General features: G+C 68.3%; 9 protein-coding genes. 5 read left to right on the top strand and 4 right to left on the bottom strand.

Annotated elements, in window-relative coordinates; all coding sequences use genetic code 11:
- The first annotated feature begins 24 nt into the window (after nt 1-24).
- The 3 genes from Poly30_RS28475 to Poly30_RS14340 all read left to right on the top strand — a co-directional run bounded on the left by Poly30_RS28475 (nt 25) and on the right by Poly30_RS14340 (nt 2091).
- Nucleotides 25-426 carry an FG-GAP repeat domain-containing protein gene (locus Poly30_RS28475; RefSeq protein WP_419191409.1) on the top strand — a complete coding sequence of 134 codons (402 nt, stop codon included), beginning with the start codon at nt 25-27 and terminating at the stop codon, nt 424-426.
- Nucleotides 387-704, top strand: a complete 318-nt coding sequence (locus Poly30_RS28470) for a hypothetical protein (RefSeq protein WP_419191408.1) — start codon at nt 387-389, stop codon at nt 702-704. The genes Poly30_RS28475 and Poly30_RS28470 overlap by 40 nt, the downstream gene beginning before the upstream one ends.
- Before the next feature lie 115 nt (nt 705-819).
- The gene (locus tag Poly30_RS14340) at nt 820-2091 is read left to right on the top strand and encodes an FG-GAP repeat protein (protein ID WP_145198418.1); all 1272 of its coding nucleotides are present in this window, start codon (nt 820-822) and stop codon (nt 2089-2091) included.
- A 69-nt stretch (nt 2092-2160) separates the two neighbouring features.
- Here Poly30_RS14340 and Poly30_RS14335 read toward each other — a convergent pair whose 3' ends face one another.
- Together Poly30_RS14335 and Poly30_RS14330 are read right to left on the bottom strand one after the other, a co-directional pair.
- Nucleotides 2161-3486: a M18 family aminopeptidase gene (locus tag Poly30_RS14335; RefSeq protein WP_145198416.1), complete on the bottom strand. Its 1326-nt coding sequence runs from the start codon at nt 3484-3486 to the stop codon at nt 2161-2163.
- A 34-nt stretch (nt 3487-3520) separates the two neighbouring features.
- Nucleotides 3521-4306 carry a hypothetical protein gene (locus Poly30_RS14330; protein WP_145198414.1) on the bottom strand — a complete coding sequence of 262 codons (786 nt, stop codon included), beginning with the start codon at nt 4304-4306 and terminating at the stop codon, nt 3521-3523.
- 209 nt (nt 4307-4515) lie between these two features.
- Here Poly30_RS14330 and Poly30_RS14325 point away from each other — a divergent pair, with 209 nt between their 5' ends.
- A complete protein-coding gene (locus Poly30_RS14325) occupies nt 4516-8637 on the top strand; it encodes a hypothetical protein (protein WP_145198412.1) in 4122 nt (1373 codons plus the stop codon).
- Here the strand turns inward: Poly30_RS14325 and Poly30_RS14320 are convergent.
- Together Poly30_RS14320 and Poly30_RS14315 are read right to left on the bottom strand one after the other, a co-directional pair.
- Nucleotides 8597-9628, bottom strand: a complete 1032-nt coding sequence (locus Poly30_RS14320; protein ID WP_145198410.1) for an AsmA family protein — start codon at nt 9626-9628, stop codon at nt 8597-8599. The genes Poly30_RS14325 and Poly30_RS14320 overlap by 41 nt on opposite strands.
- Before the next feature lie 254 nt (nt 9629-9882).
- Nucleotides 9883-11976: a multiheme c-type cytochrome gene (locus Poly30_RS14315; RefSeq protein WP_145198408.1), complete on the bottom strand. Its 2094-nt coding sequence runs from the start codon at nt 11974-11976 to the stop codon at nt 9883-9885.
- A gap of 393 nt (nt 11977-12369) precedes the next feature.
- Between Poly30_RS14315 and Poly30_RS14310 the strand changes: the two genes are divergently transcribed.
- Complete coding sequence (locus Poly30_RS14310) at nt 12370-13437, top strand: lamin tail domain-containing protein (protein ID WP_145198406.1); 1068 nt, start codon at nt 12370-12372, stop codon at nt 13435-13437.
- Nucleotides 13438-13494: the final 57 nt, after the last annotated feature.

The following is a 13494-nucleotide window of genomic DNA, read 5'->3' as shown; positions in this document are numbered from 1 at the left end:
CCCACGCAGGTGACTTCACCGGGGATGGGATCAACGACGTGGTCGTATCGAGCGCCCAGAACGACGCTCTGCGGCTCTTTCCAGGGCTGGGCGCTCCTCGCCAGCCTGCCCCAGGTACCGAACTCCCTGGAGCAGGTGCTCACCGGGGACCTGGATGGCGACGGAATCGTCGATCTCCTGGTTCCAGGTCGGAGCTTCTTCCGCGGCCTCGGTGGCGGCACTCTGGCGGCGCTCGTTCCCGTGCAGGGCAGCGCGATCTGGTCCACGCTGGTGGAGCTCATCGACATGGACGCCGACGGCGACCTCGACCTCTTGGTCAAGGGGGGCCCGGGGACAATCACCAACGGCCGGTGGGCCTGGTTCGCTTGGAGCTTCGGGCGTCCGGCTTGCCTGCCTCTAGCTTCGGCTTCTTCCTCACCAGTCTGACCCAGGCGGACGTGTCCAGCGTCCCCGGCTCGGTGGGCAGGTTCTGCCTCGGCGGAGCCATCGGCCGCTTCGTCGGGCCTGGCCAGGTACAGAACGCAGGCCTCGAAGGTACGTTCTACCTCGAGCTGGATCTCGCCGCCTTCCCGGATCCCCAGGTGGGTGCCGTTCCGGTGCAGAGTGGAGACACCTGGAGCTTTCAGGCGTGGCATAGCGACACAGCTGCGGCCGGCGTGCCCACGTCTAACTTCACGCCGGCACTTGCGGTGACTTTCCAGTAGCGCTTCCCCCCCGGAGCGACGGAGTGCCGCGCAGGCTTTCCACAAAAACCCGTCACAGGGACCGGCGGGGACCGTAGATCTGAGCCCAACCCATCTGGATCCTGGAGCACTGTCCATGAAAGCCCTTCCACTCGCGGTCGCGGTCGTCGCGGCGGTTCCCCATGCACTGGCCCAGTCCGTCACGATCGAACGCGCCGCTGGCGCCACGGCGAGTCGCGGGCCAGTCCTCTTGTCCACCCCGGTGATTCAGGAACGGCTGCGTTTCGTGGGGGCCGACACCGCGGCGGGCGACAACTTCGGATTCGATGTCTGGATCTCCGGTGATCTGATCGCCGTTGGAGCTCCTTTCGCCGACATCGTCACGCCGGACGTCGGCGCCGCCTACGTGTTCGATGCGGTCACGGGCCTCGAGCTCGCGAAGCTCCAGGCGCCCATCTCCTCTTCCTTCTTCAGGGACGGTCTCGGCAGCACCGTCGTGCTCCATGGCCGGGCGCTGTACGCGGGCGCGCCCCGTCATGACTTCCTGATGGAGCCCCTCTCCGGCAGGATCTATGGGTTCGAGGCGGTCAGCGGCCTGGCGCTGCCGAGCATCGACCCGGTCGCCACCGGCAACGGCGGAACAATCGCCCACGCACTGGGGGAGACCATGGACGTGGACGGCGGACTTCTGGTCGCTGGCAGCCGGGGAGACTCTGCGCTCCAGCTAGGTGGAGGTTCCGCGCACCTGTTCGACGCCAACACCGGAGCCTTCCGGCGGAAGCTGTTTCCGTCCGATCCTGGCTTCGCCGACAACTTCGGCTTTGCCGTCGCCATCTCCGGCTCCGTCGTCATCGTCGGATGTCCGTTCGACGACGACAACGGCACGGACTCAGGGTCCGCCTATCTCTTCGACGCTTCGACCGGACTCCAGCTACGGAAGCTGGTCCCCGTTGACACCGGGGCGAACGACCTCTTCGGCGCCCGGGTCGAGATTGATGCGGGGGTCGCACTCGTGGGGGCTCCGTTCATCGATTCCGTCGGCGGAATGGCGGACAGCGGAGCCGTTTACGTTTACGACGTGGCCTCCGGCGCACGGGTCGCCCGATGGACGTCCCCTGATCCGGGCGTGAACCATCAGTTCGGCGATGGGCTGGCGATCACGCAGGACTACCTGCTGATCGGCGAACCCCTCGGCAGGAACTCTGCCGGCATCCAGTCAGGCGTGATCCATGTCTACGACCGTAGCACCCTGGCACTTTGCGGACGCCTCGAAGCGAGCGATGGCGCGGACGGGGACGGACTGGGCGAGAGCCTCCATACGGAGGGGTCACGGGTGGTCGCCGGCGCACGCGGATCGGACGTCCTGGGGAACGTGTCGGGAAGCGCTTACCTGTTCACTCTCCCCTGACCCCCTGAAGAGGTTCAGGCCCTTCCAGATGGGGAGGTGGGAGAGTGGCTCCCAGGCGCATCCCGGAGGTCAGCCCTTCAGCGCTTCGGTCAGCGCCAGGATCATCCACTCCGGATCCATCGACCCACACATCTCGCGGGCGCTGTGCATCGAGAGCTGGGCGCAGCCGACGTCCACCGTCGGCATGCCGTGCTGAGCCGCCGTGAGCGGGCCGATCGTCGAGCCGCAGGCCATGTTCGTCTTCATGACCCACTTCTGGAAAGGGACGCCCGCGCGTTCGCACGAGATCTGAAACTGGGCCTCGGTGCCCGCCTCGGTGGCGTAGCGCTGGTTCGCGTTGATCTTGATCACCGGGCCCTTGTTCAGGTGCACGTGGTGGCCGGGCTCATGGCGGTCGGCGTAGTTCGGGTGCACCGCGTGGGCCATGTCGGCCGAGATGCAGAGCGAGTCGCTGAGGCAGCGCAGGTAGGTCTCGCGATCGCCGCCGCGGGCCAGGACGAGGCGCTCCAGAACGTCGCCCATGAGCGGACCGTCGGCGCCGCCGCGGCTGCCACTGCCCACCTCTTCATGGTCGAAGAGAGCCACCACCATCGGGCGGTCCGAGCCGGCCTTCGTCGCGCGGAGCATCGCTTCGATGCCGCAGTAGGAGCTGCAGAGGTTGTCGAGGCGGGGCGCTGCGAGCATGCTCTCGTCCGCCCCGAGGAGCCTCGACGGCGTGAGGTCGTGGACCATCGCGTCGTAGCTCTTGATCGCGTCGGCCGAGGTGCCGAGCTCAGCGGCCAGGAACTCCTTGAACGCGCCCTCGGAGCGGTCACCGACTGCCATGACGGGGGCCATGTGCTGCTGCTTATCGAGCTTGAGGCCTGACTCGGTGACGTCGCGGTCGAGGTGGATCGCGAGCTGTGGCACCCGCAGGATCGGCCGGTCGACGAGGAAGAGCTTCTCGACGAGCTTCCCGTCCTCTTCCACGTACGCGCGGCCGGAGAGCCCGAGGTCGCGGTCGAGCCAGGAGTTCAGGAGCACGCCGCCGTAGACCTCGACCGCCACCTGGCGGAAGCCTGCGGTGCCCGCGTCGGGACGCGGCTTCACGCGCAGGTTCGGGCTGTCCGTGTGAGCGCCGACGAGCCGGAAGCCGGTTTCGGCCGGGAGGGCGTCGCCGTCCCGGAGACTCCAGGCCACGAGCGCGCCGCCCCGGAGGACGTAGCCGCGCCGCGGCACGTCCTGTCCCCAGGCGTCGCGCTCCAGTACCCGCTGGAAGCCCGCCGCCTCCAGCCGCCGCGCGCCCTCGGCGCACGCGTGGTACGGCGACGGGCTGGCGTCGATGAAGCGAGCGAGGTCGAGGGCCGTCGCGTGGTGAGCGGCTTTCTCTGGAGCGGCGCGGTCGGGGCTGGGCATGGGGCTCTGGGGGTCGAACGGGACCTGTCAGGGACTAGGTGTTCCGGACGCGCGTCACGCCGAGCAGTCGCTCGATGGACTTCATCCGCTTGCCGAGGAACGGCACGTGCTCGATCCGCGCGACGACCTGGCCCTCGCGCTTGATCACGAGCGTGCCGCCGCCGAAGGTGAGGATCAGCTCCAGGACGTCAGGGACCTCGCGGCTCACCGTGCTGCCGAGACGCGGAACGCTCTGGTCGCGGCCCCACGGCTGGATGTAGTGCACGAACTCGTTCGGCTCGAGGCGCCAGTAGTTGAGGCGCGGCTGCGTGATGCCGATGCAGAAGAAGAACAGCAGCACGAGCCCGATCGCCAGGTAGGCGTGGGTGCTGTACGAGATCTGTAGCCCCGCGATCCAGTGACCGACGTCGCCGATCACGGCCCAGCCCTTGAGCCGTCCGATGTAGAGGCCGAGGCCACCCATCACCAGCAGGAGCGCCACGATGATGAACTTCTTCTGATCGAGGTCCGTGACGATGATCATCAGGTTGAACGCGAGCGCGGCCGTGGCCCACCACCCGAGGGTGACCGATTGGACGCCGGCCTCGCCGAACATCTGGATCAGCCCGCACGTCAGGAACGCGACGAGCGACGGCCAGAAGTAGATGATCATCGGGAACGAGGCGACCGGGACGGCGTCCTTGTCCTCGTTCGCGTTGAACGGGTAGTACACCTCCCAGATGGACTCCTTCCTCGGGTCCTTCTTCGGTTTGGAGGGGGTACTGGAGGCGGCTGCCTGGGGCTCGGGGGAGCTCGCGGGCTCGTTGGGGGTGTCGGTCATCGGAGAGTGTGGGTCAGGCTCTCAGGGCTGAAGGCGAGTGGGGGCGGGGATGGTAGCAAGGGCCTACGCGGCGATCCCGCGACCATTCTACTAACGCCCGGATCCGGCAAATATCGGACGCAGTGCAGATATCCCGTAGGCCGATGGGGGACACTGGAGTCCAGAAGGCAAAATCGCCGATCCCAAGTGATCCGATCCCCGCATCCACCGTGACTTCCGCTCCCCAGACGACTTCTTCGGAAGAGGGCCCCATCGCTTCCACGCTAGGGGACCTAGAGCGGCGGCTCCGGGAGCTCAGCGGCGAGGCGGAGACGCTGGAGATCACCGAGCGGAACTCGCGCCTCGCGCGGATCGAGCGGGACCTCTGCGCCCTCCAGTGCGAGTCCGTCCGTGCCAGCGGGACCCGGGAGCACCCTGTCCTCGGCGTCGCCCTCGGCTGGGAGGAGCGCCTGCGACGGGCTGGCTCCACCGAGGCCGCCGACGAGGTCGAGCACATCGGGGCCGAGATCCTGATCCATGGACTGCGCGAGCGCGAGCGCACCGCCCTCGATGTCCAGGAGCAGCCCGAATCGGAACTCGTCGGGGCGCCTGGCGCGGAGGCTCGCGATCGACTGTTCCTGGCGCTTCTCGCCGTGGAGGAGCTGCGGCAGCGCGTCGAGGGCCGGGCCACCGCGCTGGGCATTTCGAACCACGCCGACCTGCGCGCCGTCTGCGAGGAAGCAGGCCGGGTCCAGCGCGTGATCCGCAAGGCTTTCAAGAAGACGCTCGAGTCGAGCCCGCCCGGCTCGGAGACGCGGCGTGTCTGGACAGGACGACTCGTCGACCTCGCGGACGAAACGATCATCAGGGCCGGGGAGCGCGACGCGCGCATCGCCGCGCGTCAGCTCTCCGAGACCGGGCGCGCGGTGGAATGGCACCTCGACTCGGTGGAAACGCGGTCGGGCGAGCAGCGCCGCCGACTGAGGCGCCGCATGCGTCGCCTCGACGCCGAGCGCATCGAGCAGCACCTGCTGGCGCGCCTCGAGAAGAAGTTCGGCAAGCGCTTCGTCGAACTCTGGGACCGCGCGATTCTCGTGGGCCTCGCCGCCGTGATGCTCGTGCTGGCGATCGACCTGATGCACGCGTCGACGCCCCTCTGGCTGCTCTGGATCGACACGGCCATCTGCGGGTTCTTCCTCGTCGACTTCTTCGTGAAGGCAGGGCTCGTGGGATTCCACCCGACGTGGCTCAAGCGTCACGTGTTCACGGACCTGATCCCGGCCATTCCGTTTGCGTTCATCCCGGGCCTTGGCCCCGAGACGGTGGTCGCGGGTGGCGCGGCTCTCGATGCACCCGTCGAGGGTGGGCGCTTCATGCGACTGCTACGGCTTCTGCGCGCCGTCAAGATCATCCGCATCTTCCGGGCCGTCAGCTTTCTCGTCCGCGGGCTCGACCGGCTCGTGCGGCAGAACGCGCGGCTCCTCGAAGGCGAGGTGCTACTCTTCCCGACGCCTGACGAGCGGCGAGTTCGCCGATCCACGAAGGTCTCGACGGAGGCGCGTCTCTGGCGTCTGCGCGGCAGCCTCGACACGCTCTTCGAGCATCTGTACGAGCACGCGGGCGGCGAGGAGCGGGCGCGGCTCGAGCAGCTTCGCGCCAGCGCGCTCCGTGATGCGTCGCGTGCGGTCGTGCCCATCTCGGACCAGATGACAGAAGCCACGGTGCGGCGCGAGTCGCTGCCCCTGGCGGACGACTGGCTCGGCCGACTTTCGGTCGTACGCAGCGAAGAGGTGGAAGGCCGCGTCGGCGGCGACGCGGTCCAGAAAATTGCGAGCGGCGCGCGGCTCATCGCTCGCTCTCCGCTGCGGATCCTGCCACTCCTCCGCGGCTGGGCGCCTTCCGATGCCGCGGATCTGCCGGATCGCCGGGTGGCCTCGCGGACCATCCGTGCGGTGTCTCGCTCGCTCGGGCGCTTCCATCGCCGCGTGCTCTGGTGGGCGGACCTGCGCGGGACGCTGACGCCGGGCGAGCTCGTCGGCCGCGTCGGGTCGACGCTCGTGGCGCGGACTGCGCGCCCGGCGGTGCGCCTCTTGATGTTCGGCGGCCTCTATCTCCTGTTGAAGCTGGCCATCCTGGTGTTCGGCGACGGCACGGGCGCTGGCGACGCCGCGGATCCCGAGGGTGTGATCGGCTTCCTCGAGAAGGTGGCGGGGTCGATCTGGAAGATCGTCGGCGGCGCGCTGGCCATTCTCGGCTCGATCTGTCTCGCGATCCTCGCTTTCGGGGTCTGGCTCCAGCGCCTTGCCCAGGACGCAACCACCTTCCACGAGCAGGTCGCGCGCGCCCAGTTCCTGCACCTCACCGACAGCATCAAGGCGCGTCAGCGCGAAGCCGACGCCGAACTCCTCGGCGAGCGGGTCTTCCGGCTGGAGCGCAACCTCTTCGAGGCGCACGGCGCCGCAGAGGCCACCGAGCGCGACGTCGCGCGCTTCGTCCGACATCTGCATCAGTTCCTGGCCGAGGGCATATCGCCCCCGTCCCGCGACGACGGATTCGACCCGGTGGCGCGCGCGGTCATGCTGCACCGTGACTTGCTCGACGGCGCGCTCCTGGCCGAGTCCGATACGCGCGCGACGAGCCAGCTTCTCGGTAACCTCGCGCTCCAGCGACTCGTGGGCCAGTCGAAGCGCATCTCCAAGGCGATGCGCAAGCGCATCCTCAAGATCGATCTGGAGCGTCGCCGCACCTTCGTGCGGGGGCCCTACCTGTGGTTCCATTCGATCAGCCGTGCGCTTTCGAGTCGTTCGGCGCGGCTGATCGTCGATTACAACGGGCACGCGATCCCCCTCTCGGAACTCGAGCTGGCGCTGCCCTACGAGCGCGCGCGCTATGAATCATGGCTGGCCGGAGGGCGCTCGACGAGGGACGAAGCGCTCGGTGAGAGCGGCGAGGAAGACGACATGCGCCTCGTCACCGAGGCACCCGAGATCACCACGGCCTTCACGGTCCTTCACTTCCTCGACGATTCGCCCGCGCGCGACGCGGAGGTCGCGGCACGCTTCGGCGAGCGCGTCGTCGAGAAGATGCGCGAAGACAGGCGAGCGCTGGTGCGCACGGTCTTCGGTACCTACCCGCTGCATCGATTGCCGCGAGAGTCGCGCGTGCTCAACCTGCGAACGCTCTACTCCGAGTGGGTCGAGGGAGGACGCGTGCTGCTGATTCCCCTGAGGCTCGCCGGGATCGTAGTCAGGCTCTCGGGTAAGGGCGTGAAGGCGGTCGGGCGCGCCGTGGCGGCGATCCGCAGGCCGGAGCTGTACCTCGAGCAGGACCGCGAGGTCGAGGCCGACTTCCACGCGGCGGCGCGGAAGATCGGTCGTATGCGCGGGCCGGGGGCGCAGGTCGCGCTGTACTTGCGCGCGGTGCTCGACCCCGAGTACCACGGGATCGCGCTGCCGTTCGGCCTGCATGACGCCGAGGAATTCGATCGCCGAGCGCTGTCGGCCTGCCAGCGCGACGCGGCCTTTCTGGACGCGGATCCCGAGTTCCTCGACGTGCTCGCCGCGCTCGAGGCGCGTGCCCAGCGCAACGTGGGGCGCCTGGAGCGAGCGGCCAAAGGGGGGCTCGTCGAGCGGTTGTCGGAGCGGCTCGGAAAGGACCTCGCGGGCGATCCCACGGGCCTGCGCGCGCTCACCGTGCTCGTTCACGCGGACGACCGTGGGATCCGTGCCAAGTTGTTCGGGCTCGACGTGCTGTGTGAGACCGCGATCGACGCGCTGGAGTTCGGTTTGCCGAAGACGGGGCTCTTCCCGCCGGTGCCGCTGTGGCTTTCGTACGAGACGTGGTGGTCGCGGGAGGGCGGTGAACAGCGCGTGCTGGAGGCGGTCAAGGTCTCCGGCGTCCTCTCGGTGACGGGCGACGAGGCGGACGTGCTGTCCGAGAGAGAGCTGAAGAGGCGCCAGAAGAAGACCGAGCAGCGCATCAAGCGCGCGCTCTGGCGTGCGCTGCAGGCCGACGTGGACGGTGCGCGCGAAGCGCTTGCGGCGGTCCGAGCTGCGCATGCACACCCGTCGGGCGCGACGGGGGCGAGGGCTGCGGCGGAGGAGGACCTGGCGGCCGCGCTACGGCATCCGGCGCGCGTGACGGAACAGCTCGTCACGCTGCGGGCGATCCAGACACTGACGCTCGTCGACGTGCGCAACTACAGGCGCCACATCTGGTCGCTGGGGGAGTTCGAAAAGAGCGAGGACCCAGGGAGCGTGCTGCTCGACCTGGATCCCCGCGAGTTGGAGTCCGATTCGGACGAAGCCGAGATCAGTTCCCGCCGCCAAGAAGACCTTTCAGGCCTTTCTTAGCTTCGTCGGTTGCCTTCTTGGTGGCGCTCTCGGCCGAGCCGCCGATGCTCTTCAGCGCGTCGCCGTCCTTGCCACCGAGAAGCTTCTTCGCCTCTTCCGCGGCCTTCTGCTGGACGTCCTTCACGGCATCGTCGACGGCCTTGCCCGCCTTGTCCTGCGCCTTCTGGAGCTCGTCGGCGGCCTTCTGCTGGGCCTCGTCGAGCTTGGCATCCGCTCCGGACTTCAGCATGTCCTTGGCCGTATCGATGCCGCCCTTGAGGCCGCCTTCGAGGCCGCCGTCGAGGACCTTGGAGAGGGCGTCGAGGGCTGGCGCGGGGACGATGCCGTCGGCGGCGCTCAGCGCCTCGTTCTTCAGGTCCTGGATGATCAGGCTCGCGATCTCCGCGACGGTCTTGCCTTCCTCGCCCGTGATCGACGACCAGTCCTTGGTGTAGGTCGGGATGGTGAACGTTTTCTCCATCGTCTCCACGCCGGGAAGACCCTTGAGGCTGATCGTGGCCCCCACGTTCTCCACGCGGATGGTGCCGATCTTCAGCTTCGGACCGGCGCTGCCCTCGCGCGGCCCGTCCGGGCCCTGGCTGTCGTCGCTGCCGCCGAGACCCTGGAGGTGGCGAAGCACAGGGAGCAGGTTGCTCTGCAGGCCGTCCTGGATCAGGTTGAGGTTGACGTCGCTCAGGACCAGCTCCCCAACGCTCTTCGTGTCGCCGATGATGGACTTCGTCCCGACGCCGACCTTGAACTTGCCGATCGAGAGCAGCGAAGAGTCGAAGCCCGTCGGGCCCTTGAGGACGTAGTCCTCGAAGCCAACGCTCGTGGAGCTGAGGCCGGGGGATGCGGTGATCTTGCCGATCTCCGCCGGCACGCCGAAGGCGTAGCGGGAGCCCTCGTCCACGGCCTTGTCGGCGGCGGGCGGGATCAGGAAGTAGCCGGCAACGCCGAGGGCGACGAGGCCGATCACGAGGATGGCGAGGAGCTTGATGATGAGCTTCATGGGAGAGGTCCGTTGCGTCGGACCGTCGGCAGGTAAGGGAGCCGGGTGCGGTGGTCGACGAGAGTTCCGGGGCCCTCGGGGAGCCCCGCTGGAAACGATAGTTGCGCGAAGAGGATAGCGACCTTGGGATGGAGTGCCTGTGAGGGGAACCGAACAACTCCTTTAGATAGGGAGAAGGCCCCCAGGGAGATTCCCTGGAGGCCCTCGCTGGCGCGCGGACTCCGCCGGGGCGGAGCCGGCGGATCGTTCGCTGGCTACTGGGTGACGTCCACCCGCAGACCGCCGGTCATCCCGAGGCCTCCCGAGGAGGCGACATCCCGGAAGAGGGCCTGATAGACGTAGCCCTGGCCCGCGTCTCCCGCGCCGTAGTTGACCACGACGTTCGCTGCCCCTGAACCGTCGAGGGTCAGGGTCGCGATCCGGCGGGCGCCGGCGCCAATGTTCAACGTGCCACCGAGGTAGTCCTGGCTGATCTGCGTCGGGCTCCGGAAGACGACCACCAGGGCACCCGGGATACCGCCCGTGATCTCCAGCTGGCCGCCAGCGGCCGACCCCGCGAGGGTCGATCCATTGAAGTTGAGCTCCGGTCGGTCGCCCGCGCTCGTCACCTTGCCGAGCGCCAGCGGGCGCGGCATCAGGCCGACGTTCTGGGCGAGGTCGACCTGGGTCAGAGCCATCTCGACCGGCTTGCTCCGGCCGAACATGTCCCACAGCTGGTAGGCCTCCTGGCCCGTCGTGTTGGTCGTGTTCTCCGCCTGGAGGAACTCGATGTACTCCTTCGAGGAGGTCTGGTGGAAGAGGCGCATCTCCGCGCGCACTGCACCGGTCGGAAGGGCAAAATCAACCTCGGACCAGTACTGCGCGTCTGCGTAGAGTGCTCCGACCACCGGCGCCCCGATGGCGTCGTAGCCGGGGTTCGTGAAGCCGCGCGCTGGGATCCGGTTGTCCTTCTCGATCGTGTTGTTGAGGAGGAAGTGCAGTGACTTGCCCTGGGGAAGGCCCGTCGCGGCCGCCATCTGTGCGTCGAGACCGTGCTCGATCTCGTAAACGGTGGTGCTGGCCTTGTCGAGATCGGCGGTCACGAGGTCATAGCCGCCTCGGGTCTCGAGGAGGTTGTCCTGGGCGTCGAAGAAGCGCGCATCGATCCACATGCGACGGCCCTCTCCGTAGCCGGTCGGCAGCTTGTGGCCCATCATGTTCGTGATGCGGACCTTGAGCTGTCCAGCGAGGACGACGGCCTCCAGGTCAGCTGCGGCCGCGAGCATCGCCTCGTTGCGGGCGATGGCTTCGTCGATGCCCGCCTGGGAGAGGCCGGTCTCGTTGTCCGGATACTGGGCGCGGATCGCCTTGAGCACCCAGGAGTTCGCGCCTGCGAAACCGTGCTGGGGGACGTCCGGGCGCTGGATCGGGTTGAACGCCGGGTTGGCGCCGGTGCCGGCGGCATCGGGCATGTGACAGTCCTGGCACGACGAGACGGCGGGCTTGTCGCCGCCGAAGCGTCCGCCGGTTTCGATCGGCGCCTGGGCGTAGACGCTCATCGCCCATTCGCTGAACGTGCGCTCGACCGGGAACTGGTCCTGCTTCTCGCCGGTGGGGTGCGCCGTGCCGAGGGGGCCTACCTGCCAGCTGCCGTCCGGCTGGAGCTCCAGCAGCGGATTCGACACGTCGTGGCAGGTCGCGCACATGAGGCTCTCCTGGTGGAACGGCGACTCGCGCCACTCGTGATAGAAGAAGTTCGGGTCGAGCTGGAACGGGCCGCGGCGATTGTCGTCCGGGTCGATCACGAACGAGCCGCTGTGGGGGGCTTCCAGCGCCGGAACCGCGAGCGAAGCGAGGATCGAGACGTCCTCGGCCGGGTTCGCGATGTCACCGATCGGGTCCACCATGCGGTGGCAGAAGTGACACGTCACGCCATCCAGGTCCCCGAGGTTCGGGTCGAGTGCGGATCCGTCGGACGGCTGGGAGCGGCCGTCGAGCCAGGCACCCGGCGCGTGGCAGCGCAGGCACGCCTCGCCGCCGAACGCCACGTCCTGGTTGGCGATCGCGAGGGTGGCGTAGAAGATCGGGTCTCGGCCCGCCTGGCCCATCATCGACGTCGCCCACTGGTCGTAGGGGGCGGTGACCGGATCGTAGAACCCATGGCACGCGGCGCAGTTGGACGATTCGTAGATCGGGACGTTCAGCCCGAGGGGCTGGGTGCCGGGAACGAAGAAGTCGTCGAGGGTCGCCTGGACCTGGGTCTGCATGACCGGCGCGGGCGGCGCTGCGACGGCAGCGGCCAGCATCGAGGCGACGGGCAGAGCGGCGAAGGCCGCGGCGCTGCGGCCGTGGAAGGAAAAGAGAGCCATGGAGATGGTTGCAGTGAGAGAGCCGCCGGAGCGCGGAATGGACGCGCAGCGGACCTGAGGAGACGTCCTAAAAGTGCCTCAGGTTCCCCCTGGAAGCGCCAAGAAACGCGAAACAACAGGGTGGATGGGAGCAATCGTCGCAGCGAATGAGGCACATGGGGCCGTCTCGGCGCCGAGTCTTCGCCGATGTGCGTACGCCCTTCCGGGAGGCAGGCGCCGTGAAGCTTACGGCGAAAAGGTGCAACCGAGGCGGTGGCCCGATCGGTCGATCCGCGCTGGGTGGACATCGTGGTCCGCCCCGTCAAATGACCTACCGTCCCATCGAGGATCAAAACGATGCATACTTTTCGAGCCAGCTCCCTGATTTCCCTCGCTCCTTCGTCTCGCCAACGCATGCTCGCTCGCCGCTCGGTCGGGACCCTGTTCATGGCCGCGAGTCGATGGGTTCTGTCCGGAACCATCGCCGGAACCGTGGCCGGCCTCGCCACGGCGGCGAGCCTGCCATCGCCCGCGGGCGCAGAAGGAACCGCCTCTCCCATTCTGCGAGCCCACCTCGTCGCCGAGCGACAGACTCACCTCGAGCTGGAACTGGGGACGCTTCTGGGCACGTCGAACCCCGATTCCCGTGGGACGTGGGAGGTGCTCCTGCTGGAGACGACGCACGTCGCTGCGGCGGCGGTCTCGGGCGAGGTGAAAACGGCCGCGGAGCTCTTTGAGGCGCTGCGCGGGGCGCGAGTCCTTCGAAGGATGGCGGCCCGCTCGGGCGAGGTCCTGAGAACGCCTATTCCGAGTGAGGCATTCGGGTCTGGCGGGCGCCTTGGGGTGCTGGTGAGGGCCCGGGGCGCCGCTACGGCCTTCCACCGCGGGATGGGACCCGAACTGGGATGGAGCAGTGTAGCGCTCCCCTTGCGGGACCCGGCGGAGCCGCTCGCGGCCTCGCCCCCGCGCGGAGCGATCCTCGTCACCGAGTTCATGAAGGACCCGGCGGCGGTGAGCGATACGCGAGGGGAGTGGGTCGAGTTCCAGAACCGAACGGCGGCGGCCATCGACCTGGAGGGCTGGACGCTCCGCGATGAAGGGAGCAACCGCACGGTGATCACCGCGTCGTCCTCGGGCGCAGGCGTCGTCGTGCCCGCAGGTGGTTTCGTGGTGCTCGGGCGTCAGGCGGATCCGGCGCTCAACGGAGGCGTGATGATCGCCGCGACCTACAGCGGCTTCACGCTCGGCAACGGGGCGGACCAGATCATCCTGGAGGCGCCCGGGGGGCATGAGATCGACCGCGTCGAGTACGAGGACGGGACGTCGAACTGGCCGGATGCAGCGGGTGCGAGCGTCGCCCTCGGGCCGCGATTCGTGGGGACGTCGGTCGCTGTCGACGGCGCTGCCTGGTGCAGCGGGGTGGATGTGATGCCCGCCGGAGACCTGGGATCCCCGGGCGAGCTCAATCAGGAGTGCCAGTAGTGACGAGTGCCAGTAGCAAGAGGTGCCAGTAGCAAGAGGTGCCAGTAGCAAGAGGTG

The organism is Saltatorellus ferox, from assembly GCA_007751475.1.
In the GTDB taxonomy this organism is placed as follows: Bacteria; Planctomycetota; UBA1135; order UBA1135.
This window is presented reverse-complemented; position numbering and strand designations above follow the sequence as displayed.

What these genes read in the sequence shown, in the direction of transcription:
- Poly30_RS14340 (WP_145198418.1), top strand. Translation starts at nt 820, where the DNA reads ATGAAAGCCCTTCCACTCGCGGTCGCGGTCGTCGCGGCGGTTCCCCAT.
- Poly30_RS14315 (WP_145198408.1), bottom strand. Translation starts at nt 11,976, where the DNA reads ATGGCTCTCTTTTCCTTCCACGGCCGCAGCGCCGCGGCCTTCGCCGCT.
- Poly30_RS14320 (WP_145198410.1), bottom strand. Translation starts at nt 9,628, where the DNA reads ATGAAGCTCATCATCAAGCTCCTCGCCATCCTCGTGATCGGCCTCGTC.
- Poly30_RS14330 (WP_145198414.1), bottom strand. Translation starts at nt 4,306, where the DNA reads ATGACCGACACCCCCAACGAGCCCGCGAGCTCCCCCGAGCCCCAGGCA.
- Poly30_RS14335 (WP_145198416.1), bottom strand. Translation starts at nt 3,486, where the DNA reads ATGCCCAGCCCCGACCGCGCCGCTCCAGAGAAAGCCGCTCACCACGCG.
- Poly30_RS14310 (WP_145198406.1), top strand. Translation starts at nt 12,370, where the DNA reads ATGCTCGCTCGCCGCTCGGTCGGGACCCTGTTCATGGCCGCGAGTCGA.
- Poly30_RS28475 (WP_419191409.1), top strand. Translation starts at nt 25, where the DNA reads ATGGGATCAACGACGTGGTCGTATCGAGCGCCCAGAACGACGCTCTGC.